At 72.3% G+C, this 25,711-nt stretch carries 23 protein-coding genes; 7 read left to right on the plus strand and 16 right to left on the minus strand.

All coding sequences use genetic code 11. The features are described 5' to 3' along the window. Window positions 1-70 precede the first annotated feature (70 nt). The 5 genes from AB0L06_RS33145 to AB0L06_RS33165 all read right to left on the minus strand — a co-directional run bounded on the left by AB0L06_RS33145 (window position 71) and on the right by AB0L06_RS33165 (window position 4,789). Window positions 71-739, minus strand: coding sequence for a hypothetical protein (locus tag AB0L06_RS33145; RefSeq protein ID WP_500235093.1), 669 nt, complete (start codon window positions 737-739; stop codon window positions 71-73). A 90-nt stretch (window positions 740-829) separates the two neighbouring features. Next, entirely contained in the window at window positions 830-1,396 is a 567-nt protein-coding gene (locus AB0L06_RS33150) for a methyltransferase family protein (RefSeq protein WP_500235094.1), read from the minus strand. 133 nt (window positions 1,397-1,529) lie between these two features. Then, on the minus strand, window positions 1,530-1,832 hold the full coding sequence (locus AB0L06_RS33155) for a hypothetical protein (protein WP_500235095.1): 303 nt from the start codon (window positions 1,830-1,832) through the stop codon (window positions 1,530-1,532). Between the two features lie 158 nt (window positions 1,833-1,990). Next, entirely contained in the window at window positions 1,991-3,358 is a 1,368-nt protein-coding gene (locus tag AB0L06_RS33160) for an MFS transporter (RefSeq protein WP_500235096.1), read from the minus strand. A gap of 261 nt (window positions 3,359-3,619) precedes the next feature. Next, window positions 3,620-4,789: an FAD-dependent oxidoreductase gene (locus AB0L06_RS33165; protein WP_500235097.1), complete on the minus strand. Its 1,170-nt coding sequence runs from the start codon at window positions 4,787-4,789 to the stop codon at window positions 3,620-3,622. A 62-nt stretch (window positions 4,790-4,851) separates the two neighbouring features. On the opposite strand from AB0L06_RS33165, the gene AB0L06_RS33170 reads away from it, so the two are divergent. Then, window positions 4,852-5,427, plus strand: coding sequence for a PadR family transcriptional regulator (locus tag AB0L06_RS33170; RefSeq protein WP_500235098.1), 576 nt, complete (start codon window positions 4,852-4,854; stop codon window positions 5,425-5,427). A gap of 95 nt (window positions 5,428-5,522) precedes the next feature. Here the strand turns inward: AB0L06_RS33170 and AB0L06_RS33175 are convergent, their stop codons facing one another. From AB0L06_RS33175 to AB0L06_RS33200, 6 genes are all read right to left on the minus strand, one after another. Next, on the minus strand, window positions 5,523-6,680 hold the full coding sequence (locus AB0L06_RS33175; RefSeq protein WP_500235099.1) for a serine hydrolase domain-containing protein: 1,158 nt from the start codon (window positions 6,678-6,680) through the stop codon (window positions 5,523-5,525). 30 nt (window positions 6,681-6,710) lie between these two features. Continuing rightward, complete coding sequence (locus AB0L06_RS33180) at window positions 6,711-7,358, minus strand: PhzF family phenazine biosynthesis protein (protein WP_500235100.1); 648 nt, start codon at window positions 7,356-7,358, stop codon at window positions 6,711-6,713. A gap of 9 nt (window positions 7,359-7,367) precedes the next feature. Then, window positions 7,368-13,397 (minus strand): hypothetical protein, encoded by a 6,030-nt coding sequence (locus AB0L06_RS33185; protein WP_500235101.1) that lies wholly within the window; start codon window positions 13,395-13,397, stop codon window positions 7,368-7,370. Between the two features lie 707 nt (window positions 13,398-14,104). Further along, window positions 14,105-14,284, minus strand: a complete 180-nt coding sequence (locus tag AB0L06_RS33190; protein ID WP_500235102.1) for a PspC domain-containing protein — start codon at window positions 14,282-14,284, stop codon at window positions 14,105-14,107. A gap of 134 nt (window positions 14,285-14,418) precedes the next feature. Next, window positions 14,419-15,072: an HAD family hydrolase gene (locus AB0L06_RS33195; RefSeq protein ID WP_500235103.1), complete on the minus strand. Its 654-nt coding sequence runs from the start codon at window positions 15,070-15,072 to the stop codon at window positions 14,419-14,421. A gap of 5 nt (window positions 15,073-15,077) precedes the next feature. Next, entirely contained in the window at window positions 15,078-15,719 is a 642-nt protein-coding gene (locus AB0L06_RS33200; RefSeq protein WP_500235104.1) for an MBL fold metallo-hydrolase, read from the minus strand. Window positions 15,720-15,825: 106 nt separating this feature from the next. Here AB0L06_RS33200 and AB0L06_RS33205 point away from each other — a divergent pair, with 106 nt between their 5' ends. The 3 genes from AB0L06_RS33205 (at window position 15,826) to AB0L06_RS33215 (ending at window position 18,307) form a co-directional block, all read left to right on the plus strand. After that, window positions 15,826-16,893 carry a phosphotransferase family protein gene (locus AB0L06_RS33205; protein ID WP_500235105.1) on the plus strand — a complete coding sequence of 356 codons (1,068 nt, stop codon included), beginning with the start codon at window positions 15,826-15,828 and terminating at the stop codon, window positions 16,891-16,893. After that, window positions 16,890-17,984: an Rv3169 family protein gene (locus AB0L06_RS33210; protein ID WP_500235106.1), complete on the plus strand. Its 1,095-nt coding sequence runs from the start codon at window positions 16,890-16,892 to the stop codon at window positions 17,982-17,984. The genes AB0L06_RS33205 and AB0L06_RS33210 overlap by 4 nt, the downstream gene beginning before the upstream one ends. A gap of 134 nt (window positions 17,985-18,118) precedes the next feature. Beyond that, window positions 18,119-18,307, plus strand: coding sequence for a hypothetical protein (locus tag AB0L06_RS33215; protein WP_500235107.1), 189 nt, complete (start codon window positions 18,119-18,121; stop codon window positions 18,305-18,307). 18 nt (window positions 18,308-18,325) lie between these two features. Here the strand turns inward: AB0L06_RS33215 and AB0L06_RS33220 are convergent, their stop codons facing one another. The 5 genes from AB0L06_RS33220 to AB0L06_RS33240 all read right to left on the minus strand — a co-directional run bounded on the left by AB0L06_RS33220 (window position 18,326) and on the right by AB0L06_RS33240 (window position 22,614). Beyond that, complete coding sequence (locus AB0L06_RS33220) at window positions 18,326-18,619, minus strand: Fe-S cluster assembly protein HesB (RefSeq protein WP_500235108.1); 294 nt, start codon at window positions 18,617-18,619, stop codon at window positions 18,326-18,328. Window positions 18,620-18,690: 71 nt separating this feature from the next. Next, entirely contained in the window at window positions 18,691-19,776 is a 1,086-nt protein-coding gene (locus tag AB0L06_RS33225) for an alpha/beta hydrolase (RefSeq protein ID WP_500235109.1), read from the minus strand. A 149-nt stretch (window positions 19,777-19,925) separates the two neighbouring features. Then, on the minus strand, window positions 19,926-20,885 hold the full coding sequence (locus AB0L06_RS33230) for an LLM class F420-dependent oxidoreductase (protein ID WP_500235110.1): 960 nt from the start codon (window positions 20,883-20,885) through the stop codon (window positions 19,926-19,928). Between the two features lie 9 nt (window positions 20,886-20,894). Further along, the gene (locus tag AB0L06_RS33235; protein ID WP_500235111.1) at window positions 20,895-21,662 is read right to left on the minus strand and encodes an SDR family oxidoreductase; all 768 of its coding nucleotides are present in this window, start codon (window positions 21,660-21,662) and stop codon (window positions 20,895-20,897) included. Window positions 21,663-21,720: 58 nt separating this feature from the next. Continuing rightward, window positions 21,721-22,614, minus strand: a complete 894-nt coding sequence (locus AB0L06_RS33240) for a LysR family transcriptional regulator (protein ID WP_500235112.1) — start codon at window positions 22,612-22,614, stop codon at window positions 21,721-21,723. 80 nt (window positions 22,615-22,694) lie between these two features. On the opposite strand from AB0L06_RS33240, the gene AB0L06_RS33245 reads away from it, so the two are divergent. Genes AB0L06_RS33245 through AB0L06_RS33255 form a run of 3 tightly spaced genes read left to right on the plus strand, consistent with a single transcriptional unit; the run spans window position 22,695 to window position 25,539 of the window. Then, window positions 22,695-23,909 carry an MFS transporter gene (locus AB0L06_RS33245; RefSeq protein ID WP_500235113.1) on the plus strand — a complete coding sequence of 405 codons (1,215 nt, stop codon included), beginning with the start codon at window positions 22,695-22,697 and terminating at the stop codon, window positions 23,907-23,909. Continuing rightward, entirely contained in the window at window positions 23,906-24,355 is a 450-nt protein-coding gene (locus AB0L06_RS33250) for a Zn-ribbon domain-containing OB-fold protein (protein WP_500235114.1), read from the plus strand. Before AB0L06_RS33245 ends, AB0L06_RS33250 begins: the two co-directional genes overlap by 4 nt. A 26-nt stretch (window positions 24,356-24,381) precedes the next feature. After that, the gene (locus AB0L06_RS33255; RefSeq protein WP_500235225.1) at window positions 24,382-25,539 is read left to right on the plus strand and encodes a lipid-transfer protein; all 1,158 of its coding nucleotides are present in this window, start codon (window positions 24,382-24,384) and stop codon (window positions 25,537-25,539) included. The last annotated feature ends 172 nt before the right edge of the window (window positions 25,540-25,711 follow it).

Genomic DNA, 25,711 nt, shown 5'->3' on the forward strand with positions numbered 1-25,711 from the left:
GGGTTTGTTGGTTTGTTGGGTTTGTTGGCCCCGGTCTGGATGGGTTTCCAGGCCGGGGCCGCCTTTTTGGTCAGAGGAAGGGCCTGTGGACGGCGCGGAGACCGTTGTCGGCGAGCCACTGGCGGGCGCGTCCGCGTTGCCTCTCCTCATGGAAGAGCTCCCAGGCGAACTCCAGGTGCGTGCCTGTTAGGGCGTCGGTGTAGGCGCGGACGCTCTGCATGGGCGCCGGGGTGTTCGGCGCCGATTCGGCGAAGGCGTGCATGTCGTCTTGGGCGGACGAGATGTCGCGGTAGAGGGCTACGAGGTCGCGGGTGTCGTGCGTCCCGTCCAGTTCGTCCTCGGCCAGGAGGTCGCCTGTGCGGAGGTCGAGGATCGTGACCGGGTCGCCGTCCGCGAGGGCGTACGCCAGGGCTCCCAGGTCCACAGGAACGCCCTGAGCGCCGTCCAGAGGCCGCGCGTCGCTCTGAGGCTCGGCGTTGACCTGGAGCGCGGTGTCGAGGGTCGCCGCCAGGAGGGCGTCGCCAGGGGCGTCGCGGGCCTGCAACGCGTCCAGGCATGCGCGGGCCAGTGACTCGGCCTCGGCGCTGCCCTCGTGCAACGCGGCCGACAGCAGGTCGCCCGCGAACTGCAGGACGGGCTCGAGCGGACGGTTCTTGAGCATGCCGACAGCGGCGGCCCCGTCCCTACGGAAGGCCGCCGCACGCAGCTCTACCAGCGCGTCCGCGTCCCAACTCGCCACAGACCCCAGCCCCGTCCTCCAGCGGAATGCGGTCGTGGCGCACCCTACGGCACACCTCTGACGCTTCGCGTCCGGCCCCGTCCCGGCCGGTCACCAGACGTGCGGGACGAGGCGGGCACGGGTCCGGGCGAACTCGCGGTAGGCGTCGCCCAGCTCGGCCGACAGGACGCGTTCCTCGACCCGGATGCGGACGAGCGTCGCGATCGACACGCACACCAGGAAGACCACCAGGCTGATGAGGTTCCCGAAGGTCAGCGCGACGCCGATGAAGAGCAGCATCAGCCCGGTGTAGGACGGATGCCGGACGAACCGGTACGGACCGCTCGACACCACCTGGTGCCCCTCCTGGACGTGCACGCTGGACCGGAAGAACTTCCCCAGCGTCACGATGGCCCAGAACCGCACGGCCAGTCCCACCAGCATGATCGCGGCGGCGGCCAGGTACACGGCCGTCCCGACGTGCCAGTCCAAGGACGGCACCGCGCGGGCGATCAGCGACCCGACGACCGCGCCGCCGACGCCGAGGACCACGAAGAGCCCGAGCGTGCCGTGCTCGCTGACCCGGACCGTCCCGGCCTTGCGCATCTCCACGATCCGGAGGCCGACCTCGCCGGCCAGCCACAGGATCACCACCGCGTCGAAAATCCAGACACCCATGTCCTTCACCGCCGTTTTCTCCGCCCGACAATCACCGACGGTAGTCGGATGGCCGGGCCACGGTCATCGGCGGTGGGGTGGAACCCGTGTGTCCACCCAGGGGACGAGGAGGCGCCCGCCTGCATGGTCTCTGTCAGTCGTCCTCTTGTTGACGGGCCATCACGATCGCTATCACGTAAGGCGCGAGGAGCCGCGCCACGGCCTCGGCGGCCCGGTCGGCCTCGCGGCAGGGGGCCAGCCAGACGCCCGTCCCGGAGCGGAACCAGCCGCCGTCGATCACCACGCTGTCGCCGATGCAGGTGCTCACCGGGGACAGCACGCGGAGCAGCGGCCGCTCGTCCTCGTAGCGGCGCACGACGTCCCATCCGAGGCCGAGCAGGCAGTGGCGCAGGCGCTCCATGACCCGCCGCTCCCGGCGCGTGGCGCCGCTTCTCATGACCGCCTCCGACGCTGACGCCGCCGGGACGGGCGGGACGATGACCTATCCGGGGCAGTGTGACGGAAGGCTTACCCGGACGGACCCCGAACTCTCACCATCGGCATGGGACCGGACGGGCGTCGAACACCCGCTCTCAGGACGATCCGGAACAGCCGTCAACCGCCGCCCGCGGTGCCTGCGGTGCCCGCCTCGGCCTTGGCGGGCTCGTGCTCGGATTCGGCATCGTGCCCGGGTTCGGCACCGTGCCCGGATTCCGCTTCGTGGTCGGATTCGCCTTCGGCCCCGGATTCCGCTTCGTGCTCGGACTGGGGCGGGGCGTCGGACGTCCGCCAGGGCAGGAAGACGACCGTGCCCATGATCAGGACGCCCGCGACCGCGACCGCCGTCCGGGCGTCCGTCGCGGCGGCGAGTCCGGCCCAGACCAGCGTCGCGGCCGCGATGCCGACCTGCCCGCCGACCTTCCACGCGGTGAGGACGCGGGCGGTGGTGCGTTCGCCGGAAAGCTGGAGGCGGCGCGTCGCGAACGCCGGGCTGTAGATCGCCGAGCCGACGATGAGGTCGCCCTGGGCCAGCATGAACACGAGCAGTCCGGGGAGCCCCGGCCCGACGAAGGCCAGCCCGAGCAGCCCCGGGAGGCGCCCGGCGCCCGAGACGATAAGGACGGCCCGCATCCCGAACCGCGCCACCAGCGGACGCGACAGGCGAGCGCCGAGGAGCCCGCCGACGCACGGGACACCGACGCCCAGGCCGTACTCCAGCGGTGAGAAGCCCAGGTCGTTCATCATCCGGAAGGTCATCAGCGGGGCTACCGCCATGATCAGCGAGTTGCTCAGGGTGCTGGCCGCGAACAGCATGCGCAGCTCGCGGTTCGTGGCGATCACCCGCCAGCCCTCGGCGATCTCCGCGCGGCGGGACGTCCCGGGGCGGCGCTCGGGCGGGGCGGGCTCGGGCCGCTCGATCCGCCGGATCGCGAGCGCCGAGCCAAGGAAGCTCAGCGCGTTCAGCACGACCGTCGCGACCGGCCCGAACACCCCGATCAGCGCGCCGCCCGACGGCGGCCCGACCGCCGTGGACAGCCAGTTCACCGACTCGAAACTGCCGTTGGCGTCGCCGAGCCGCTCGTCCGAGACGAGCGCCTTGAGGTGCGAGCCGGACGCCCCGACGAACACGATGTTCGCGAGCGCGACGACCACCGAGACGACCAGCAGCTGTGTGTAGGTCAGCGCGCCCGCGAGGTAGGCCAGCGGGACGGTCGCGAGGGCGGCGAACCGCACCAGGTCGGAATTGACCATCAACCGCCGTTTCGGCCGGTACTCCACCCACGGGCCGAGCGGGAAGGCCAGCAGCGCGGCCGCCGCGCCGCCCGCCACCGCGATCAGCGACACGCGGGCCGCGTCCACGTGGAGGGCGAGGACGGCGATCATCGGGAACGCGTCCAGCGCGAGCATCGTCCCGAGGGAGCTGACCGCGTACGCCCGCCAGAGCCAGGCGAAATCCCGTCCGAGGGACAACCGAAGAGCCACACCGGGATCCAACACCGACCCGTGACCTGCGCTCAAACAACACCATGCGGCTCGACCACAACCCGCGGTTGTACGTCGAGGTCGTCGACGGCTTGGGGGGCGGATACGGACGGTTTGCCCCAAGCTAGACGACGACCGGGGCCCGATACTGACGGTGCACACCGAGCTCTCGGCGTCGGGTGGGGTCGGACACGGACGGCCGTACGCCGAGCCCGGCGGCGACCGTGGTGGTTGCGCTCCGAGCTCGGCGGGCGGACGGGGTCAGACGCGGGCGTTCCAGTCGATCTGGAACTTGTGGACGGGAGCGAACATCTGCTCCGGAGTCGGGAACGACGGCTTGTCGCCGGTCTTCCCGGCCTTGGCCTTGTTCTTGCGCTGGGCGTCGCCGGTGATGGCCTCGACGCGCGGGCGGCGCAGGGCCTCGAAGGCGGCGAACGCCTCGGCCGCGGTCGGACGGTCGCGGAGGCAGCGGGCCAGTTCGACGGCGCTCTCGGCGGCCAGCGACGCGCCCTGCCCGGAGCTGGAGGACGGCGCGTGCACCGCGTCCCCGAGCAGGACGATCCGGTCGGTGTGCCAGGTCGGGACGTCCGGCATGAACTCCATCGGGCCGACCGCCATCAGGTCTTCCGAGGCGGTCCGTCCGATCAGGGCCTCGCCGGGGACGTGACCGGTGTACAGCTCGCGCAGGCGCGCGAGCCAGTCCTCGTTCGACACCTCGCGGACCTCGGCGTACGTCAGCGGCTCCTCGCGCGGCAGGCTGCCGAACCAGACGACGCGCCCGTCCGGGAGCGACCAGAATCCGAGGAACGTCCGGCCGAACGCGAAGTACATCATTCCGGGTTCGACCGGAACGTCCGGACCACCGTCCGCGACGCCGCCGAAGCTGAGGACGCCGCCGTAACCGGGCGCGGGCGCGTCGGGGGCGATCAGCTCGCGGACGGTGGACCGAATGCCGTCCGCGCCGACCAGGATGTCGGCGGTGGCGGTGGTCCCGTCGGCGAACTCGGCGGTCACGCCGTCCGCCTTCTCGACCACGTTGACCAGGCGCTTTCCGTAGCGGATGTCGATGCCCTCCGCGATGGCGTGGTCGGCGAGCGCGCGGAACAGGTCGGCGCGGCGGAGGGCGAGCGCCTCGGGCAGTCCGGGGAAGCCGTGGAAGTCGGCGAGTGCACGTCCGGTGCCGTCCTGCATGACGACGCCCGGAACGGGCTGGCCGACCTTGCGGACCGCCTCGTCCGCGCCGACGATCGCGAGGGCGGCGAGGCCGTTGGGGGCGATGCTGAGCATCGCGCCGACGCCGTCGGCGGCCTCGGGGCGCCCCTCGAAGACGGTGGCCTCGATGCCCGCCTTGGCGAGCGCGAGGGCGGTGACGGGGCCGGCGATGCCGCCGCCGATGACCAGGGCCGTGCGCACTTCCGTGGAGTTCGTCATGGATGGATAGTTGCACTGAAACTAGTGTTGAGTCAACTAGTTACTTGGCCTAGGCTTGCCGTATGGCCATCAGAAGCTCACCACTCGCACTGACCGTCCTGGCGTTGTTGCAGTACAAGCCGCTACACCCGTACGGACTGCAGCGGCTGATCATGGACTGGGGCAAAGACCAGGTCTGCAATGTCAGCCAGCGGACGAGCCTCTACCGGACGATCGACCGGCTGGCCGAGGCGGGCCTGATCCGCGTCCATGCGACCGAGCGCGACCAGGCCTACCCCGAGCGGACCGTCTACGAGATCACGGACGAGGGCCGCACCACCGCGCGCGCCTGGATGGACGAGATGCTCGCGACGCCGCGCCGCGACTTCCCCGACTTCCCGGCCGCGCTCTCCAACCTGCTGATGATCGCCCCGGAGGAGGCGCTGTCCGCGCTGGAACGGCGTGCCGCACGGGTGTCCACCACGCTGGACGAGCACGACCGGGTCCTCGCCGAGAACGCGCGCACGAGCCTCGACCGGGTGTCCGGCCTGGAGACCGAGTACGCGCGGACGGTCACCGCCGCCGAGCACGCCTGGCTGCTGTCGGTGATCGACGACCTCCGCTCAGGCACCCTCACCTGGAACGGCGCGACACACTAGAACACAGCGCACCACCGGTTCATGCCGCAGGAGCACGGCATCGCTTCGCGGCACGGACGCGCGCCCTGTCCGCGACACGGCGTCACCCGTGCGCGTCACCGGTTCGTGGCGTAGGTCCAGAACGCGGTCATGAGCGGCGGCGGGACGGGACTCTCCATCTCGACCTGTGTGAGCAGGACGGCGACGGTGTTCGTGGACGGGTCGATCTGGGCGGTCGTGCCCGTGCCGCCGGTCCACCAGTAGCGTCCGGGCCTGGCCCAGGGCTCGTCCTCGTTGATGTCCACCGCGCCGCCGAACCCCCAGCCCTGCCCCTGCAGGAACAGCCGGACAGCGTCACGCTGGGCGGGCGTCGTGTGGTCGCTGAGCATGAGCCGGACGGACGCCGGGGACAGCAACCCGCCACCGTCCGCGAGGAGCATCCGGCCGAGGGCGGCCCAGTCGTCCACGGTCGAGACGAGCCCGCCGGCGCCGGACGGGAACGCCGGCGGCCTGTTCCAGTGGCCGCCGACCGGGGTGTCGTGGAGTTCGAGCGTTCCGTCCGGACGCCGCCCATAGGACGGGACGAACCGGTGCGTCTTCCCCTCCGGCACCCAGAAGCCGGTGTCGGACATGCCCAACGGCGCGAAGATCCGCTCGCCGAGGAACTCGTCCAGCGGGCGTCCCGCGACGCGCGCGATGAGCACGCCCAGAATGTCCGAACAGGTGTTGTAGCGCCACGCCTCCCCCGGCTGACTCACCATCGGGATGGTCGAGAGGATTTCCATCCATTCATCCGGCTTTGGGGCGACATCGGGCTCCATCACGAATTGCTGGAGTTCGTCCATGAGCCGTTGGACCGCCGGGAGGGTGAAATCGGCGGGGAAGCCGTAGCCCGCACGGAACGTGAGCAGGTCCTCCACCGTGATCGGACGCGCCGCGGGAACGACGTCGTCGACCGGACTCCGCGGAGTCCTGACCACCACGGGCGCGGCCAGCTCGGGAAGCCACTCGCGGACGGCGTCGTCCAGCGCGATCCGGCCGTCCTCGACGAGCATCATCGCGGCCGCCGCCGTGATCGGCTTGGTCAGGGACGTGATGCGGAAGATGGTGTCCCGCTTCATCGGGACACCGCCCTCGAGCGACGTGTTTCCGGCGGCCGCGAATTCGGTCTTCTCCCCTTGCGTGACCAGTGCCACGGCACCAGGTACGACGGAGTTATCCACAGATTGGGCGAGCAGTTCCGCAAGGCTGCCCACCGGAGTCATCCTCTCCATAGGAGGTGAGACCTGCCCGACCCGCGAAACTCATCGCGACACACGACCGCCGATCTCGATCAGCCCGTCCGCGCGCGGCCTGGTGAAGATCTGCGACCCCCGTCCCTGCGTCACCATCAGCGGCCGATCCAGTTCGGCCGTCAGCAGCAGCGCGGCCGCACCGGTCGCCTCGTCCTCGTCGATCCCGTCGTCCCGTCCGGGGAACCCCCGGGCCCGAATCCCCAAGGAGCCGCCGACCTCATCACCCGTCCGCGCCCAGGCGTAGATCCACTCGCCGGGCGGCGGCACGTCCAACGCGTCCACCTCGCCGGACGACCCGTACTCACGCAGCGTCCGCGCCGGCGCCCAGTCCGCCCGCGCCGCGATCCACGTGACGTCCCCGTCCCGGCGCACCGAGACCGTCCCGGCCGCCGTCACCAGCTCCGGCACGCCCAGCAGCCATGCCGTCCCCACACACGGATGACCGGCGAACGGCAGCCGCAGCGTGGGCGTGTAGATGTCGATCACTCCCCGCGCCGCGTCGTCCACGAACACCGTCTCACTGAACCCCAGCTCCCGCGCGACGGCCTGACGCTCCTCCCGCGCCGCCACCGCCGGGCCGTCCAGCACCACGCCGAGCTCGTTCCCGAACCGCCCGTCCGCCCCGCGGAAGACCCGCAACACCTCATGATCCGTCACACTCCGGAGTCAACCACGCTCATGCAACGCATACCGAATCCGCATCCCCACCAGCTCGGTCTCGTCCGGCGGACACGCCAGCAACCGCGTCGCCCGAGCCACGACCTCATCCTCCGAAAGCCCCGGAGCCGCCCGCAGCAACCGTTCCACCAGGATCCGCAGGTCCGCCCGCGCGTAGCTCACGATCGACCGTCCCGGCTCAATCCGAACCGCCGGCACGGCCTCCCCCTGCCCGTCGCCGTCCGCAGGGGGCTCCTGCCCTTCCGCAGAACCGTCCCCGTCGCCGCGCGCGCGATCCCGCTCTTCATGCACGCCCTCGTCATCATGTGCCGCCCCCTGATCCCGCGCATGCCTGGGAGCCGGTGCGGGGGCGTGGGCAGACGAACCGCCCCCCGCACTCGCAGCTTCCTCACTCCTCACAGATTCCTGCCCATGCGCAGGGCCCTCAGCGCGGTCGCGCCCTTCACCACGCGCATGTCTCGGGGCGGACGCGTGCCTGGCAGTCGGGGCGGCGTTTTCAGCCGACGCAGCAGCTTCCTGCCCTTCACCGCTCACGCCCCGCGCAGGCCCCTGGCCGTGCGTGCCCTCTTCGCTGCGCGCATGCCTCGGAGCGGGCGCGTCACCGGCTGCGGCCTTCGCACTTCCAGCTTGGACGCCCCCCTCCCCACGTCCAGAGCCCTCTCCAGGCCGCGCAAGGTCCTCGTCCCAAGCAGAGTCACTGCTCCGCCCAAGCGCCGCACCATCACCCCGCACAAGCCCCTGCACCCGCGACGCGCCATCGCCCTCCACAGAGCCCTGCCCCCGCGCCGGGGCATCGCCTTCCACGGAGCCCTGCACCCGAGCCGAAGCAGCACCCTCCGCAGAGCCCTGCACCCGGGCCGGGGCATCGCGTTGCGCAGCGTCCTGCATCCGGGCCGCATCAGCGCTGTGTGTAGGGCCATGCGCGCGCATGAGGCCGTCTCCCGGTACGCCGTGCGCCTGCGGGGCGCTCTCCGCCTGCGCGGCTGTCCCGCCCCGCGCAGGCTCCTCATCGCGCGCCGCGCCGTGCTCTCGATCGCCACCCTCGACCGGAGCAGGTGCGGCCTCCTGTCCAGGGCCTTCAGCTCCGCGGCTGTCTCCTGCATGGGGAGCCGGCTGAGCATGCCCATGCCCTCCGGGGCGGGCACCCTCATCAGCGCCTGCGTCGGCCTGATCAGGGCCAAGGCCACTCGGCTGCTGACCCTTCGCCGACCGAGCGTCCATCCCGCCATCTTCGGAAGAGTCACCGCGCGACGGAGTCCTGGCCTGCGCGGAATCAGCCGTACTCGCAGGCCCCTCGGCGTCAGCGCCAACGTGCCCGCCCGCCCTGTCCTCCACGCCGATCCCGTCGTGCGACACGGTCTTGGGCGTCGCGGAATCAGAGGTCGTCGCAGGGCCTTCGACGTCCGCGCCACGAGACGCGTCGGCCACGTCCCCCATGCCGTCCCCGTCACGCGACGGCAACTTGGGCTGGGCGGTTTCAGAGTTGGTCGCAGGCCCCTCGGCGTCCTCCCGAGGAGGCGCGTCGGCCGTATCCTCCACGCCGTTCTCATCACGCGACAGCATCTTGGGCTGGGCGGATACCGAGGCAGTCACAGAGCCACTGGCGCCCGCGCCACCAGAAGCGTCGGCCACGTCCCCCACGCTGATCCGGTCACGGGACGGCAATCTGGGCTGGGCGGCTTCGGAGGTTGTCGCGGGGGCTTCGGCGGCCGCGCCACCGTGCTCACCCGACGTGCCTTGCTCGCCGACAGCAACACGCGCCTGTTCAGCGTCATCAACGCCCGAAGGCGCATCACCTTGCGTGGAACCAGGCTCGTGCCTGTTCCCTCCTGCGCCCACGTCCTCCCCGGCGCGCGTGGAACCTGCTGTGGACGCGGGGCCCGCCACTTCCTCGCTTCCGCGCGCGATCCCGCCACTCGGCACCACGCCTGGCACCCGCGGGCCGGGCCCCGTACGCATGCCGGGCTCGGTGCGCACGCCTGGCCTGCGTGGATCGGACTCAGTCCGCACGCTGGGGTCAGCAGCCTCGCTGGGCTCAGTGCGCGCGGAGTGCGCGTCGTGCGGCCGTTCGTCAGAGGAGGTTGTGCCTTCGCCGCCCTGAGCTTGTGCCTGGCCCTCCGCGCTCGTGCGCCTCCCGGCGTCCGCACGCGCTTGGTCATGTGGCGGAGCCTCAGAGCCTGCAAACTCCGCGATCTCGCCACCGGCCGCGGCGCGCTGCATGTGCCTGCCGGGCTCAGGGCGCGCACCTGGTGCCGCTGAAGCAGCGATGACGCCGCGCGAGGCCTCCTGCGAGGGCGCAGCGTGCCCGCCACCCTGCGTCCGCGAACTGGACTCCACGCTCGAGCGGACGTCACCACGCGCGGGAGCTGGTGCGGGCCCACCATCCTCGGCGCCCGCAGGAACGCGACCACGTCCCGAAGGGTCAGCTACGCCGCGCGAGGCCTCCTGTGAGGGCGCAGCGTGCCCGCCACCCTGCGTCCGCGGAGTGGTCTCCACGCGCGGGCGGACATCGCCACGTGAGGAGGCTGGTGCGGACCTGCCATCCTCGGCGCCCGCAGGAACGTGACCACGCCCTGGGGGCTCGGCTTCACCACGCGAGGCCTCCTGTGGGGGCGCGGTGTGCTCGCCACCTTGCGTCCGCGCGGCGGTTTCTACGTGCGGGCGGACATCGCCACGAGAGGAGGCCGGTGCGGGCCCACCGTCCTCGACGTCCGCAGGAACGCGACCACGTCCCGAGGGCTCGGCTTCGTCAATCGACGCTTGTGGGGGCGCGGCGTGCTCGTCACTGTGCGTCCGCGGAGTGGTCTCCACGCTTGGGCGGACGTCACTACTCAAGGGGGCTGGTGCGGGCCCATCGTCGTCGGTGTCCGATGGGACGGGATCACGCCCTGAGGGTTCAGTTTTGGTGCGCGGAGCTTCCTGGCGCGGCGCGGCTGCCTCGTCGCGGTGGTTCGCCGCGGAGGCTTCCGTGCTCGCGGAGTTGGGCGCGGCGGACTCGTTGCCCTGGGGCCGGGCGCGGGATTCCGTGCTTGTGGGGTGGAGTCCGGCTGGCTCGTTGGCTTGCGTCCGCGAGGAAGCGGTCGCGGGGTGGGACGGGGTGGCCTCGTTGCTCTGGGGTCGCGTGGAGGGTTCTGCGGGCGCGGGGTGGGTGGGCTCGCCGGTGCTCGTGGGGGCGGGAGGGCGTGCGGAGTCCTGCGTGTGGGGAGTGATTCCGCTGGCTTCTGGGGTGGGTTCGTCGCGTTCCACGGCTTCGGAGGCAGGCTGCGCGTGCTCGGGGCGCTGCGTGTGCGGGGGTGCCTCGGTGCGTCCGGACTCGTTGAGACCCGTCGCCGCGCCTTCGGTCAGGTCACCGTCTGGCGTGGGTTGGGTGCCGTCGGGGCTTGGGTGTCTGTCTGTTCTTGTCTCGAGGTTTGAGGGGTTGCCGCGACGGTCGGGGTCTTGGGGGCGTGCGGGTGCTGGGGGCGGGGTGGGGGCGGACGTCGCGAGGTAGGTGGGGCCGTCGCCTCGTGTTGGGGAGGCGGTTCGTTGGGAGCGTTCGCCTCGGGCCTTGTCCTCTGGGGCCGCGGACGCGGGTGCTTGTGGGGCCGCGGACGCGGGTGCTTGTGGGGCCGCGGACGCGGGTGCTTGTGGGGCCGCCGACGCGGGTGCTTGTGGGGCGTTGTTGCCGTGGGGTGCGGGGGGCTCTGCGGGGCGGGGTGGTGCCTTGTCAGAGGTGGTGGGCCTTGGGTCGCGGGTTTCCAGGGCTCGGGAGAGGAGGGCCTTGTAGAGAGGGGTGGTGGGGGCCAGGGAGTCGTGGAGGTCCGGTGGGAGGGGTGGGCGTGGGGCGTCCAGGGGTGCGAGGTCCTCGCCCGGACGGCCCAGGAGGATCACGCGGGGGGTGTACCAGAGGAGGAAGAGGGCTTCGGGGCCGGCGTCGTGGACGCCGTCGAGGATGATCGCGTCGAGGGAGTCCGGGGTGACGGGGATGGCCGCGGGGACGTCCCACAGGGGGACGGCGTCGGGGTCGATCCCGCGGGCGGCGCTCCAGGACGTCGTCCAGGTGCGGGCGAGGGGGGTGAAGGCGGACGGGTCGGCGGTCATGCGGGCCGCGAGGTCGGGGTGGACGGTGTGAAGGCGGCCGAGGAGGGCGTCGCGGCGGGTTCGGATGCGGTGGGAGTCCGCCAGGGCGTGGAGGGCGCGGGCGTAGGCGTCCGGGTCGCGGGCGTCGAGGGTGGCGCGGACGTCGGTGAGGGACGGGTCGACGGCATCGCGCAAGTGGGTGAGGGCGGCGGAGGCGCGGTCGGCCTCGGAGGCGAGGTGGGCGGCGGCGAGGCCGATGGTCAGGCCGTGCCACTGGAGGGGGTGGGTCAGGGGGATGCCGAGTTCGGCGACCTCGGTGAGGACGGGGGTGAGGATGCGGACGCGGGCCAGGCGCGCGTGGGCCTCGGTGAAGCGGGCGGCGCGGTCGGTGAGGGGGAGGTCGGGGCGGAAGGGGATGCCCGCCGCCTCCCAGGCGTAGTGCAGGTCCTGGCAGGTGATCTCCGCCGTGAGGTGGGTGAGGGCGGTCTCCAGCAGGGGGAGGGAGTTCGGCGGCTGGCCGTCGACGGTGACGGTCGCGAGGAGGGGTTCGGCCTTGCGCTGCGCCGCGGAGCGCATCGGGCCGCGTTTGAGGGTGCCGCCGGTGAGGAGGTGGGCGCGGAGTTCGTGGGCGGCGTCGGCGAGGTCGCGGGCGGACACGTCCGGTGGGAGGACGACGCGGTGGCCGCGCAGGGAGCGCAGTGCGCGCTGGGCCCGGTCGGCCTGGACGGCCATCTCGGCGACGCGGTCCCAGGCGCTGAGGTTGCGGCGGGCGAGGATGTCGGCGAACGCGCGGGCGGCGGGATCGGCGCCGGGCCAGCGCGACGGGTGCCCGCCGAGGCCGAGTTCGTTGAGGATGCCGTCCACCTGCGCGACGCGTCCGGTCAGGCGGGTCAGGACGGCCGGGTCGAACTGGCGGAGGCGGCGCGCGACCTCCCCGGACGCCTCCGGCGGGACGGCCCGTTCGACGTTCACCAGCGCGCGGATCCGGTTCGGGTCCGGCAGTGCGGCGGTGTCGGCCGGGGGCGCGAGCGTGCGCTGGGTGAGCAGGCGCAGGAGTTCGGCGGCCTCGCCGTCGGTGAGCGGCGGGACCTCGGGCAGGTCCGGGCGCGGCGGGATGCCGCCGGTGTCGGTGTCGGGCCGGACGACCAGGACGCGGCGTCCCTGCGCGGTCATGCCGGCGAGCATCCTGGCGGCGGCGTTCGGCTCCGGGTCCGGGACGTGCAGGACGAGCAGGTCGGCGGCCAGGAACCGGACGAGGCCGTCCGGCGGCGGGTCGGCGAGGCTGGAGATCAGCTGGTCGTAGTGCGCGGCGAGGCCGGTGCCGCGCGGCCGCTGCCGGACGACCAGGGCGGGCGCGAGCCGCACCGCCGGGATCTCCCCCGGCTGCCCGCCCGGCGCCCAGTCGTCCCGGTAGACGAACGCGGGGTCGTCGTCGGTGGCGAAGGCGGCGGTGCACCATTTGCGCAGGACGTCCGAGACCGACGCGCGCAGCGCGAAGCCCTGGCCCGCCTGGACGGCGTCCCAGACCCAAGCGGCGCGGCCGGGCTGGTAGCCGGGCACGTCCGCGAGCAGTTCGTGGTCGAGTGGGGTCGTCGGCCCGGCGACGATCACGTCGACGCGCTCGGTCCGGTCGTCCACGACGATCTCGACGGGTGTGGACAGCAGGTGCCCACGCACCGGCGGACCGTCCGGCGGACGCCACGACAGCAGGCCCGTGACCAGCGCGAGGTCCTGGTCGGCGAGGTCGCGCAGGGCCCGGTACCAGTGCCGCATCTCGAGCCACGTGTCGAACTCGACCGGCACGGACGGCGGCCGCAGCGGGATCAGCGGCACGCTGAACAGCACCTGCCCCGGCCCCGCCTCCGCCTCGACGAACACCTCGGCCGGCAGCCCCGACAACCAGTGCACATCGGACGCCGCGCCCACCTGCCCGCCGGACGCCCGTCCCCCAGAAGCCACCGCATGCCCGCCGGACGCCGACGACGCCGGATGGCCTCCGGACGCGGACGAGGAACCGCCCGATGCATGACCGCCGGACGCATGGGAGCCGACCGCATGACCACCGTGCGCGTGGCCGCCGGACGCACGCGGGCCGGCCGCATAACCGCCTGGTGTGTGGCCGCTAGAAGCGTGGGGACTGGGCGCATGACTGCTGGGCGCGTGGCCGCCGGACGCTTGGCCGCCGGACGCTTGGCCGCCGGACGCTTGGCCGCCGGACGTCTGGCTGCTGGACGAATGGCCGCCAGACGCATGGGGGCCGAACGTATGGGGGCCGGACGCCTGACCGCCAGACGCGTGGCCGCCGGAGGCGTGGGGGGCTGACGGGTGGGCGTGGACGCCGGGGGTGTGGGGGGTGGGGGGTTCGGGGGTGGGGCCGGAGGGGCCGCGGCGGGAGCGCGCGCGGGACAGCTCGCCGAGGTGGCGCAGGAGGGCGCGCGTCACGGCGAGCGGGTCCGGGGCGGCGTGCGCGCCGGTCGCGGGCGGCGGGGGGTGATCCGGCACAGGGAGTTCCTTTTTCGGAAGTACCCCCAGATCTAACACCCCGCCGGGCCCCTGTTCCAGCGAACAGGGCGTATCCGCCCGGCGCGGCGGCGCCGCCTTGACTCGGCCGGGTCAACGCCGCTCGCCGTGCGACGAGCGGGGCGTTCCGGACGGTAGCGGGCGTGCTACTCGCTCGGCAGCATGATCCAGAGGACGATGTAGATGACGAACTGCGGGCCGGGCAGCAGGCAGGACAGCAGCGCGAGCAGGCGGACGGTCCACGGGCTCATCCCGAAGCGCCGGGCGATACCCGCGCAGACGCCACCGATGACGCGCCCGTGGCGAGGACGGTAGAGGCCGTTCATGTCGTTGTTCTCCCTCTGGGATCGTCGGACCGCACGTTCGCGGTCACAACAACGACACTACGAATCAGACACCCTGCCTCACATCGCCCGTTCGACCGGTTCGCATGCCATACCCGGGGCCTAGGGGGCATCCCCTAGGGGGAGTTGAATTCGGCCAAACGCGCAGGTAGCGAGGCCAGGTCGTCCAGAACGAAGGTCGCCTGGGCCTCGGACTCCGGATCTCTCCAGATGTGCCCCCAGGGGCCGCGTCGCAGGAACGCCGTGCGCATCCCGAAGCCGGCGGCCGGGAGGACGTCGTTGTCCAGCCGGTCCCCCACGTACAGGACGTGCTCGGGCAGCGCGTCGGCGAGCTGGGCGCAGCGTTCGAAGAACTCCTGGTCGGGCTTGCTGACGCCCCACACGTCGGAGATCCCGAGGACGTCGGCGTCCAGGTCGAGCGCCTCGATCTGCTCGGCGGCCTCGACCGGCTGGTTGCCGGCGATGCCGATGAACAGGCCCTGGGCGCGCAGCCCGGCGAGGCATTCGCGGACGTCCGGGTACAGGTCGGACGGCCCGAAGCCGTTCGGGACGCCCGCGTCCGCGCGCGCCTTCTCCTCCTTCTCCAGGTCGAAGCCCGGACGGAAGTACTCGAACACGTCCATGTTGGACGCGCCCTCGGAGATGAAGGCGCCGAGGACGGTGAGGAAGGTGTGCCGGGGGACGCCGAGCCAGTCGGCCCAGCGGGCGTAGATCCCGCCCTCGTTGATCAGGGTCTCGCCGATGTCGAAGAAGACGGCGTCGATGCGCACGTTCGTCACACCTCCACCGACTCACCGGGCGTGAGGCGGCGGAAGTCGCGGCCGAGCTCCTCGCCGGCGGCGTCGACGTGCTTGTTCATGACGCCGATCCCGGCGTCGTTCAGCAGGCCGTCGTGGATCACGAACGCGCGCTCGGGGTCGACGGCGCGGGCATAGGCGTACAGCTCGGGGACCTTCATCCAGGGCGCGTTGCCGGGCAGGCACAGCGTCCGGACGGGCTCGGACGGCACGGTCAGCGCGTCCCCCGGGTGGAAGACCTCGCCGTCGACCAGGAAGCCGGAGTTCGGGATCGGCGGGACGTCCGGGTGCAGGATCTCGTGCTCCTCGCCGTAGACGTGCACGTCGAACCCGGCGACCGTGATCGCGTCGCCGTGCCCGACCTCGTGGACGCGTCCGCCCAGGTCGGCGAGGGACGCGGCGACGGCGCGGGAGCACCAGACGTCCAGCCGGGGGTCGGCGGACATCGCGGCGCGCAGCCGGTCGGGGGCGAAGTGGTCGAAGTGCTCGTGCGTGATCAGCACGGCGTCCGCGCCGTCCAGCGCGTCGGTCTCGGGCGTGAGCGCGCCGGGGTCGATGACGAGGGTCCGGTCGTCCTTCTGAAGCCGCACGCAGGCGTGGCCGAGCTTGGTGAGACGCATGTGCCGATTTTTTCACGCCCGCGCCCCGCCCCCGGACATCGCCCGCCATTGACCGGCCCGGCGGCCGTTGATAGAACCCGTTCTAGTTTCACTCTCGGAGGCGCCCGTGCCGGTACCCGACCAACGTGATCCCGAGGTGACCCGCGACGCGCTGACGCGGTGGCTGGCCGAGCGGCTGCCCGGCGCCCGCATCCCGATGATCGAGACCCCGGAGACCAGCGGTTTCTCCTCCGAGACCCTGATCTTCGACGCCCTGTGGACGGACCGGAACGGCATCGAGCGGCGTGATCCGCTGGTCGCGCGGGTCGCGCCGTCCCGCTACCAGGTCTTCCCGGAGCCGCGGTTCGCCGAGCAGTACCGGCTGATGCGCGTGCTGGACGAGCGGACCGGCGTCCCCGTCCCGCGGGTCCGCTGGCACGAGCCGTCCGACGGGCCGCTCGGCGCGCCGTTCTTCGTGATGGGACGGGTCGAGGGCCGCGTCCCGACCGACATGCCGCCCTACCACATGGACGGCTGGGTGACCGAGGTCCCGGAGGCGGAGCGGGCCGCGATGTGGTGGTCCACGCTGGAGATCCTCGCCCGGCTGCACCGGCTCGACCCGGACGATCTCGACCTCGGCTTCCTGGACCAGCCGAACTGGGGCGAGACGGGCCTGGACCAGCGGCTCAACTACTACGAGCACTACCTGCACTGGGCGTACGGCGGCCCGCAGGAGACCGCCCTGCGCGCGCTCGACTGGCTGCGCGCGCACCGTCCCGCCGAACCGGACGGCCCGAAGGTCCTCTGGGGCGACGCCCGGATCGGGAACGTGATCTTCCGGAAGGGCGTGCCCGCGGCCGTCCTGGACTGGGAGAACGCCGTTCTCGGCGCGCCCGAGGAGGATCTCGCCTGGTTCCTGTTCCTGGACCGGCACCACAGCGAGGGGGTCGGCGTGCCGCGGCTGCCGGGCTTCCCGTCCGCCGCCGAGACCATCGGGCGGTACACCGGGCTGCTCGGCCGCGCGCCGCGGAACATGGAGTTCTACGAGGTCCTGTCCGGCTTCAAGTTCTCAGTGATCATGTCCCGGATCGGGCAGGCGATGATCGACTTCGGCTGGATCGAGCCGGACGACGCCTTCCCCCACGACAACACCTGCACCCGCCTGCTCGACCGCATCCTGGGAGGCCTCGCGTGACCCTCTCGCCGCTGGACGACTACCCGATCCACCAGGCCCCGGAGGTGATGCGGCACGTCGCGACCTCCGACCGCAACTTCTACGACCGCTACTACTTCAACGTGCACGACACGTCCGGCGGGCTGATGATGCTGGTCGGCGTCGGGCAGTACCCGAACCTCGGCGTGACCGACGCGTTCGCGGTCGTCCGGCGCGGGCCGTGGCACAAGGTCGTCCGGGCGTCGCGCGAGCTCGGCGCGAACCGCATGGACACCACGGTCGGCCCGTTCCGCGTCGAGGTCCTCGAGGGCCTGCGGCGGCTGCGCGTCGTCCTTGACGAGAACGAGCACGGCCTGTCGTTCGACCTGACCTGGGACGCGTCCATCCCGGCGCAGCTCGAGCCGCCGCACTACATCCGCTGGCAGGAGCGCGTCATGTTCGACTCGCGCCGCCTCGCCCAGACCGGCCGCTGGACGGGCCACATCCTCATGGACGGCGAGCGGATCGACGTCACGCCCGACGCGCACTGGGGATCGCGCGACCGCTCGTGGGGCATCCGCCCGGTCGGCGAGCCCGAGCCGCCCGGCATCCAGGCGAAGAACGCGGGCTGCTTCTACTGGGTCTACGCTCCCTTCCAGTTCGACGATCATTCGATCCTGTGCATCCTCCAGGAGGACGAGAAGGGCCGCCGGATCCTCGAGGAGGCCGTGCGCGTCTTCCCGGATCCCGACCGCGAACCGGAACATCTCGGACGCCTCGACTACCGCCCCGTCTACGCCGAGGGCACCCGGGACGTCGTCACGGCGACGCTCGCGTTCCATCCGCCGGGCGGCAAGCCGTTCGAGATCGAAGTGACGCCGATCCTGCCCGTCCACCTGATGGTCGGAACCGGCTACGGCCTCGAACCGGACTGGAAGCACGGCATGTACCAGGGGCCGGGACCGGTCGTCCAAGGCGTCGCGTACGACACCCGCGTCCCGGCGGACGCCGCGCGCATGTGGGGCATGGTCGACGCCGCCGCCCGCTACGAATATCGGGACGGATCAGGACGAACCGGCTACGGCCTGTTCGAGTACTGGGCGCTCGGACCCCATCCCACTTTCCCGGAGTGACGTTTCGGCGGACCGGCCCGCCCGGCGTGCCGGGCATCCTGGGGCGTTCCGTGACGTCCTGGGCGTCCTGGGCGTGCTGGGCGTCCTGCCGGACTGACCGACCGGCGTGGCGGGCGTCTGCCAGACTGACCGCCGTGGACACCGGAGACGACGCGGGCGGAGCCCCGCGAGAGGAGCTGGACCGGCAGGTGCGCGGCCACTACGGCAACTGGCGCGACCAGCCCAAGGGGCTGGCCTGCGCCGTCGTCGCCGCGTTCTTCCTCCTCACGACCCTCGCGCTCGGCGTGGTCGTGCTCCTGATCGTCCTCGCGATCAGCCGCTAGAAGGCCGCGGGCGGCGGTTCAGACAGCGGTCCCGGAGTCGGCGAGGGTGAACGCCACGTCCCCGCCCGGGTCCACCTTCGCATCGAGGGTCATGTCCGCGAGCATCACCGCGGTGTTGGGCTCCAGGTAGACCCGCGCGCCCTCCTCCTCGACGATCTCGTCGCCCGCCTCCGGCGCGGGCGCGACCGAGAGCTTGAGCGTTTCGGACCCGTCGATGCCCTGCTGGATCCGGATGCCGCTCTCCGGCGGGAGCTGCGGATCGGCGGTGACGGTGCGGATGACCTGGACGGCTTCGTTGGTCAGGGTGAGCATGGGAGCTGACTTCCTTTTTGCCTATGGGTTCGGACCCGCACCCCCTGCCCTGGTTCGGCGTCCGTAAACACTCAGCTCGGCCCCGTCACACGTTGCGTGAGCCACTCGAACGACTTCGGGAGCATTCCTTCCCATACCTTCGGCAGGTGCCCGCCGTTGGACAGGATGTACGTGAACGCCCTGGTCGGCGGCTGCACGTGCGCGACCATGTCGCCGATCGCGGCGGCCGTCCCCTTGTCCGTCCGGGTGCCGCCGAGCAGCAGGTCCACGGGCGGACGCGTCGTGAGGAGCTCCCTCGGACTGTTGAGGTGAACGGCGTTCTGGTCGCGGGTGATGTCCGGCGAGGTCGGCTTGAAGTAGCCCGCGAGGCTCACCGCCGCCCCGAAGAGGTCCGGCCGCTGCTCGGCCAGCTTCACCGCGCAGAACCCGCCGGTCGAGTACCCCATCGTCGCCCACGACTGGGCGTTCGGCAGGGCCCGGAAGTCGCGCGTCACGGCCGTCCGGACGTCGGTGGTGAGCCACGTCGCGACCCGCGGCCCGCCCGCGATGTCGGCGCACTCGGTGTCCCGGCCGGGCTGGACGGTGATCGTCGGCGAGACCAGGATGTACGGCTTGGCCTGGCCGTTCTTCATCGCCTTCTCCAGTTCGTCCGCGACGTGCAGCGCGCCGAACCAGGTCCAGGACGAGCCGGGGAACCCCGGTAGCAGCTCGATCACCGGGAAGCGGCGTCCCCGGTAGGCCGTGTCGTCGTACTGCGGCGGCAGCCACACCCGCACCTCGGCGCGGATCCCCGACACCGCGCCCCGCGGATGTCCGACGTGCGTCCGGCTGTCCCGGTCGAAGCGGAACCCGCCCTCGTCCAGGCCGCGTCCGCCCGCGGGCCGGGTCAGCGTCGGCCCGGCCGCCGCGATGTCGCCGTTGCGCCCGGCCGTCCCGAACAGGTCCGCCCACGTCGGATACAGGTGCAGGCTGCGGTTCAGCAACGTCCCGACCAGCAGCAACGCCGTCGCCTGGCACACCGCGATCATCCCGAGCCGCGCCGCCATCCGCACCGGATCCGGTCCCGGCACCCGGTTCCACGCCGCCAGGCACCCCACCGGAGCCGCCAGGGCGAAGACGACGAACAGGACGAGCAGCGGCCAGCCCAACAACGACATCCGGATCCGTCCCCCGTCAATGAGCGCACCTCCCGAAGGTGCAGCGCGACCCTAGAGAACCCATCCGAATCCGGCGTGAACACCCCGTAAATGAGTGAAGCTCCCAGCGCCTTGACGGCGCCGGGAGCGGGGTAGGTCGAGTTGGTGAGTCAGTCGTTGGTGGGGGCCAGGGCTCGGACGGCTTGCGCCATGGAGAGGCTGCCGCCGGGGACGACGGCCAGGACCGGGGTGGTCAGGCCGTTGTCGACGTATCGGCGGATGCGGGCGCGGCAGGCGGACGGGGAGCCGTGGACGATGAGGTCGTCGACGACCTCGTCCGGGATGACCTCGAGGGCCTTCTTGCGGTCGCCCGCGGCCCACGCCTCGTTCATGGCGGCGAGGGCGTCGCCGCGTCCGAGCCACTCGTGGAAGGCGCGGTAGACGGGGACGGTCATGTAGGCGGCGATCATCCAGCGGCCGATGGCGCGGGCCTCGTCGGCGTCCTCGGTGGGGCAGACGAAGAGGCGGGCGATCAGCTCGGGCTCGTCGCCCAGCTCGGCGCGGACCTTCGGGACGTCCGCGGGGGCGAGCCAGTTGGTGATCGCGCCGTCGGCCTCGCGGGCCGCCAGGCGGAGCATGCCGGGGCGGAGGGCCGCCAGGACGATCGGGGGCGGTGTCGCCGGGGCCTGGTCCAGCTTGAAGCCCTGGACCGAGAAGGTGGCGTAGTCCTCCTTGACCTTCTCGCCCGCGAGGGCGCGGCGCAGGAACCGCAGGGTGTCGCGGACGCGCTTGTACGGCTCCTCGAACGGGACGCCGTTCCAGCGCTGGACGATCGTCTCGGACGAGGTGCCGATGCCCATGACGAAGCGTCCGGGCGCGAGATCGGCGAGGGTGGCGGCCTGCTGGGCGAGCAGGGCCGGGCCGCGCGTGTAGACCGGCACGATGGCCGGGCCGAGGCGCAGCTCGGGCGCCCACTGCGACGCGAGGGCCAGCGGGGTGAACGCGTCGGTGCCGTTCGTCTCGGCCGACCAGGCGTCGGTGTAGCCGAGGGACGGCAGTTCGGCGACGAGCGCGGCGTGCTCGGCGAGCGGGACGCCGGTCATCGGGATGGTGAGTCCCCAGCGCGACATCGCGTCCCCCTAGGCGATCGACGGGCGGATGGTGGCGCCGCCGTCGACGACCATGGTCTGGCCGGTCATCCAGGACGAGGCGGACCCGGCGAGGAAGACGGCGGCGTTCGCGATGTCCTCCGGCTCGCCGATCCGGCCGAGCGGCATGTACTTGTTGATCTGCTCCTCGTTGTTCTCCCACAGCGCGCGGGCGAGGGCGGTGCGGACCAGGCCGGGGGCGATGCAGTTCACCCGGACCTTCGGCGCCAGCTCCATGCCGAACTGGCGGGTGATGTGGATGACGGCGGCCTTGGTGGCGTTGTAGTAGCCGATGCCGTGCTCGGTGACCAGGCCCCCGACGGACGCGATGTTGATGATCGACCCGCCGTGCTCGGCCATGGACGCCCGCCACGCCAGCTGCGTCCACTGGACGACCGCGAACTGGTTGACCTGGACGGTCTTGGCGGCGGCCTCCGGGGAGATGTCGGCCATCGCGCCGAAGTGCGGGCTGGTGCCGGCGTTGTTGACCAGGACGTCCAGGGCGCCGAACTCGGCGACCGCCGCGTCCACGCAGGCGGCGGCCTGCTCGGCGTCGCCGACGTGGGCGGCCTTGGCGAACACGCCCACGCCCGGGTGGGCGGCGCGGATCTCGGCGGCGACCTCGTCCAGCGCCTCCTGCTTGCGCGAGGAGAGCACCACGTTGGCGCCCTCGGCGGCGAAGGCGGTCGCGATCGCCCGGCCGATCCCCCGGGACGCGCCCGTGACGAGCGCGGTCTTGCCCTCAAGTCCAGTCCGCATGTGCTGCTCTCCTCGTTCGAATCTGGCTCGGTTTCACTGTATCGAAGTAACTGACGAGTCAGTTAGCAGGCTCCGGGGTCTGTCCCGGGGTGAGGACGAACCGCCGGAACGCCTCGGCGACCGGAGGCCGGGTCCGCACGTCCGACCAGGTCAGGCCGATCGTACGGACGGCGAGGGGGTCGGCGAGGCGGACATGCGCGACGGCGTGCGACTCGCCCGGCGGAGGCGGCGCGACGATCGCGACGCCGAGCCCGGCCGCGACCAGCCCGCGCACGGTCGCCGACTCCTCGCCCTCGAACGGCATCTCCGGCGCGATCCCGGCCCGCGCGAACATCTCCTCGGCGATGGTCCGCAGCCCGGCGCCCTGCCGGAACGCCACGACCGGCTCGCCCGCCAGCTCCGCGGTCCGGACGAGGCGGCGGCGCGCCAGCGGATGCCCCTCGGGGACGGCCAGCAGGAGCCGCTCGGTCACCAGCGGCCCCCACCCCAGGTCCGTTCCGGACGGGCGCGGGCTGGTGATCGCGAGGTCGGCGCGTCCGTCCCGGACGGCCGCGACGATCCGCGCCGACCGGTCCTGGAACAGCCGGAACGTCACGCCCGGACGCGTCTCCCGGAACCGCCGGACGAGGTCGGGCACGAACGACGGCCCCTGCGTGTGCAGGAACGCGAGCGAGACCTCCCCCCGCGACGGGTCGGCGGCCTGCGCGAGGACGCGCCGGGCCGCCTCCTCCTCGGCGACCAGGCGGCGGGCGTGTTCGGCGAACACCCGTCCGAACGGGGACAGCTCGACGCCGCGTCCGACGCGGTCGAACAGCGGGACGCCGAGGTCCTGCTCCAGCCGCGCGATCGCGCGCGACAGCCCCGGCTGGGAGACGCGCAGTTCCTGTGCGGCGTTCGTCACATGCCCGTGGCCCGCGACGGCCAGGAACCAGCGCACCGTCTGGAGGTCCATGCCTTCATGCGTATCACGCATTGATTCTCGCCAGAACCGTCATTGGACGCATCACTCCCGGCGGACGCACGCTTCTCGGCATGACCGCCGTCCTCGCACCTCCTCTCGAACGGCATCGGACGGGTTCCGCCGGGCTCCGCCGGATCAACCTCGCCCTCTTCGCCGCCGGCCTGACCACGTTCATGTCCCTCTACTGCACGCAGGCGCTCCTGCCGCAGCTGTCGGAGGCGTTCGACGTCTCCCCCACGCGCGCCAGCCTCCTGGTCTCGCTCGCGACGGGCGCGGTCGCACTGGCGGTCATCCCGGTCAGCTCGCTGTCGGAGCGGTTCGGCCGGACGCGCGTGATGCTCGTGTCGTCGGTGGTGTCCGCGCTGGTCGGGCTGGCGATCCCGCTGTGCTCGACGTTCGCCGAGCTGGCGGCCGTCCGGGCCGTGCAGGGCGTCACGCTCGCGGGCGTCCCGGCGGTCGCGATGGCCTACCTCGCCGACGAGGTGCACGGCGCGTCGCTGGGCGGAGCGATGGGGCGGTACGTCGCCGGGACGGGGATCGGCGGTGTGCTCGGACGCCTCGTCCCCGGCCTGGTCTCGGACTTCGCGGGCTGGCGCTGGGCGCTCGCCGCGACCGGCGTCGTCGCGTTCGGGTTCACGCTCGTGTTCTGGGCGCTGCTGCCGCCGTCCCGCTTCTTCACCCCCGGACGCGTCGACTACCGGCCGCTGCTCGACCACCTCCGCGATCCTGGCCTGCGCCGCCTCTACCTGGTCGCGCTGACCGCGATGGCCGGGTTCGTGACGGTCTACAACTTCCTCACCTACCGCCTGCTGGACGCGCCGTTCCACCTGCCGATGGCGGTCGTGTCGCTGATCGCGGTGACGAACCTGGCGGGCTCGGCGTTCTCGGCCCGCGCCGGGACGGCGGCCGACCGGCTCGGGAAGCGGCCCGTCCTGCTCGGCTCGATCGCGCTCGCCGCCGTCGGCCTGCTGCTCACCCTGCCGTCGGTCCTGGTCCTGGTGGGCGCCGGCCTGCTGATCTTCACCTGCGGCTTCTTCGGGACACACGCGGTGGCCAGCGGCTGGGTCGGCCTGCGCGCCCGCACCGGGCGCGCCCAGGCGTCCGCGTTGTACCTGTTCGCGTACTACTTCGGCAGCTCGATCGGCGGCTCGGCGGGCGGCGTCGCGTTCGAGCACGGCCGCTGGACGGCCACCGCCCTCTACGTCCTGGCCCTCTACGGCGTCGCGTTCCTCGCCGCGTCCACCCTTGATTTGAGCGTGCGCTTGGTTGGTAAGCTGCGTCGGTGAGCGACACCAAGCAGCGGCGGCCCGCCGTCGAAGGATGGTTCACCGCCGCGGACGGCACGGCGCGCCTGCTCGGCACGCGCTGCACGACCTGCGGCACCCCCTACTTCCCCCGCAACGAGCTGGCCTGCCGCAACCCCGGCTGCACCGGCCCGAAGGACGGCTCCGAACTCGCCCCCTACGAGTTCTCGCCGCGCGGCCGCGTCTGGTCGTACACCGACGCCCGCTACCAGCCGCCGCCCCCGTACGTCGCCGCCGACCCGTTCCGCCCGTTCACGATCGTCGCGGTCGAGCTTTCGGCCGAGCGCATCGTCGTGCTCGGGCAGGCCGTCCCGGAGGTCACGGTGGACGACCTGTCCGTCGGCATGGAGGTCGAGCTCACCGAAGGCGTCCTCTACGAGGACGACGAGGCCGTCTACACGGTCTGGATGTGGAGGCCGGTCACGTGAACGACGTCGTCATCCTGGGCGCGGGCATGCACCCCTGGGGCAAGTGGGGCCGCAACTTCGTCGAATACGGCCTCGCCGCCGCCCGCGCCGCGCTCGCCGACGCCGGCCTGACCTGGCCGGACGTCCAGTACGTCGCGGGCGCGGACACCATCCGCAACGGCTACCCCGGCTTCATCTCGGGCGCCACGTTCGCCCAGGCGCTCGGCTGGTCGGGCGCGCGCGTGTCCAGCTGCTACGCGGCCTGCGCGTCCGGCGCGCAGGCCATCGCGAACGCCCGCGCCCAGATCCTCGCGGGCCTCGCGGACGTCGCCCTCGTCGTCGGCGCCGACACCACCCCGAAGGGCTTCTTCAAGCCCGTCGGCGGCGACCGCCCGGACGACCCGGACTGGCTGCGCTTCCGCCTGCTCGGCGCGTCCAACCCGACCTATTTCGCCCTCTACGCCCGCCGCCGTATGGCGCTGTACGGCGCGTCCACCGACGACTTCGCCGCCGTCAAGGTCAAGAACGCCCGGCACGGCCTCGCCAACCCCAACGCCCGCTACCGCAAGGAGGTCACGGTCGAGGACGTCCGCGCGTCGGCCGTCGTCGCCGACCCGCTGCGGCTCCTCGACATCTGCGCCACCAGCGACGGCGGCGCAGCCCTGGTCCTGGCCTCCGCCGACTTCGCCCGCCGCCACGGCGTCGCGGACCCCGTCCGCATCGCGGGCCTGTCCACGGTCACCCCGACGTTCCCCAAGACCGTCCTGGACCTGCCCGACTTCGCCACCGACTCGGCCATGACCGTCCCCCCGCCCGACCGCCCCTTCCGCACCGCGCTCGCCCACGCCGCCTACGAAGAGGCCGGCCTCGGCCCGGCCGACCTCTCCTTCGCCGAGGTCTACGACCTCTCCACGGCCCTCGAACTCGACTGGTGCGAGGACCTGGGCCTCTGCCCTGAAGGCGAAGCCGAGTCCCTCCTCCGCTCCGGCGCGACGACCCTGGGCGGCCGCATCCCCGTCAACCCGTCCGGCGGCCTGGCCTGCTTCGGCGAGGCCATCCCTGCCCAGGCCATAGCCCAAGCCTGCGAACTCACCTGGCAACTAAGAGGCCAGGCGGAGTCCCGCCAAGTCGAGAACGCCAACGCCGCAATAGCCGTCAACCAAGGCTTGTTCGGCCACGGGTCCGCGGCCGTGCTCGTCCGCTGAACCCGACACGAGCAGGGGCCGTTGTGCTCGGTGGGCTGGCTTAGAGTTGGTCCGGCACATGCTCGGTGACCAGCCGGAACGACGGTTCCGCGAGGCCGGCCGCAGCCATGGCGGCGCAGGCGGGCGAGGCCCCTGGGGCGTTCGGGGCGCTGTGGGTCACTTGAGAGCTATG

The organism is Spirillospora sp. NPDC052269 (assembly GCF_040679435.1).
Lineage (GTDB): Bacteria > Actinomycetota > Actinomycetes > Streptosporangiales > Streptosporangiaceae > Spirillospora.

Bases quoted from the DNA above. Each gene is read 5' to 3' on its own strand.
- AB0L06_RS33245 (WP_500235113.1), top strand. From the start codon at position 22,695: ATGACCGCCGTCCTCGCACCTCCTCTCGAACGGCATCGGACGGGTTCC.
- AB0L06_RS33165 (WP_500235097.1), bottom strand. From the start codon at position 4,789: ATGACGAACTCCACGGAAGTGCGCACGGCCCTGGTCATCGGCGGCGGC.
- AB0L06_RS33220 (WP_500235108.1), bottom strand. From the start codon at position 18,619: ATGCTCACCCTGACCAACGAAGCCGTCCAGGTCATCCGCACCGTCACC.
- AB0L06_RS33255 (WP_500235225.1), top strand. From the start codon at position 24,382: ATGCACCCCTGGGGCAAGTGGGGCCGCAACTTCGTCGAATACGGCCTC.
- AB0L06_RS33240 (WP_500235112.1), bottom strand. From the start codon at position 22,614: ATGGACCTCCAGACGGTGCGCTGGTTCCTGGCCGTCGCGGGCCACGGG.
- AB0L06_RS33155 (WP_500235095.1), bottom strand. From the start codon at position 1,832: ATGAGAAGCGGCGCCACGCGCCGGGAGCGGCGGGTCATGGAGCGCCTG.
- AB0L06_RS33230 (WP_500235110.1), bottom strand. From the start codon at position 20,885: ATGTCGCGCTGGGGACTCACCATCCCGATGACCGGCGTCCCGCTCGCC.
- AB0L06_RS33170 (WP_500235098.1), top strand. From the start codon at position 4,852: ATGGCCATCAGAAGCTCACCACTCGCACTGACCGTCCTGGCGTTGTTG.
- AB0L06_RS33225 (WP_500235109.1), bottom strand. From the start codon at position 19,776: ATGTCGTTGTTGGGCTGGCCGCTGCTCGTCCTGTTCGTCGTCTTCGCC.
- AB0L06_RS33150 (WP_500235094.1), bottom strand. From the start codon at position 1,396: ATGGGTGTCTGGATTTTCGACGCGGTGGTGATCCTGTGGCTGGCCGGC.
- AB0L06_RS33200 (WP_500235104.1), bottom strand. From the start codon at position 15,719: ATGCGTCTCACCAAGCTCGGCCACGCCTGCGTGCGGCTTCAGAAGGAC.
- AB0L06_RS33190 (WP_500235102.1), bottom strand. From the start codon at position 14,284: ATGAACGGCCTCTACCGTCCTCGCCACGGGCGCGTCATCGGTGGCGTC.
- AB0L06_RS33235 (WP_500235111.1), bottom strand. From the start codon at position 21,662: ATGCGGACTGGACTTGAGGGCAAGACCGCGCTCGTCACGGGCGCGTCC.
- AB0L06_RS33175 (WP_500235099.1), bottom strand. From the start codon at position 6,680: ATGGAGAGGATGACTCCGGTGGGCAGCCTTGCGGAACTGCTCGCCCAA.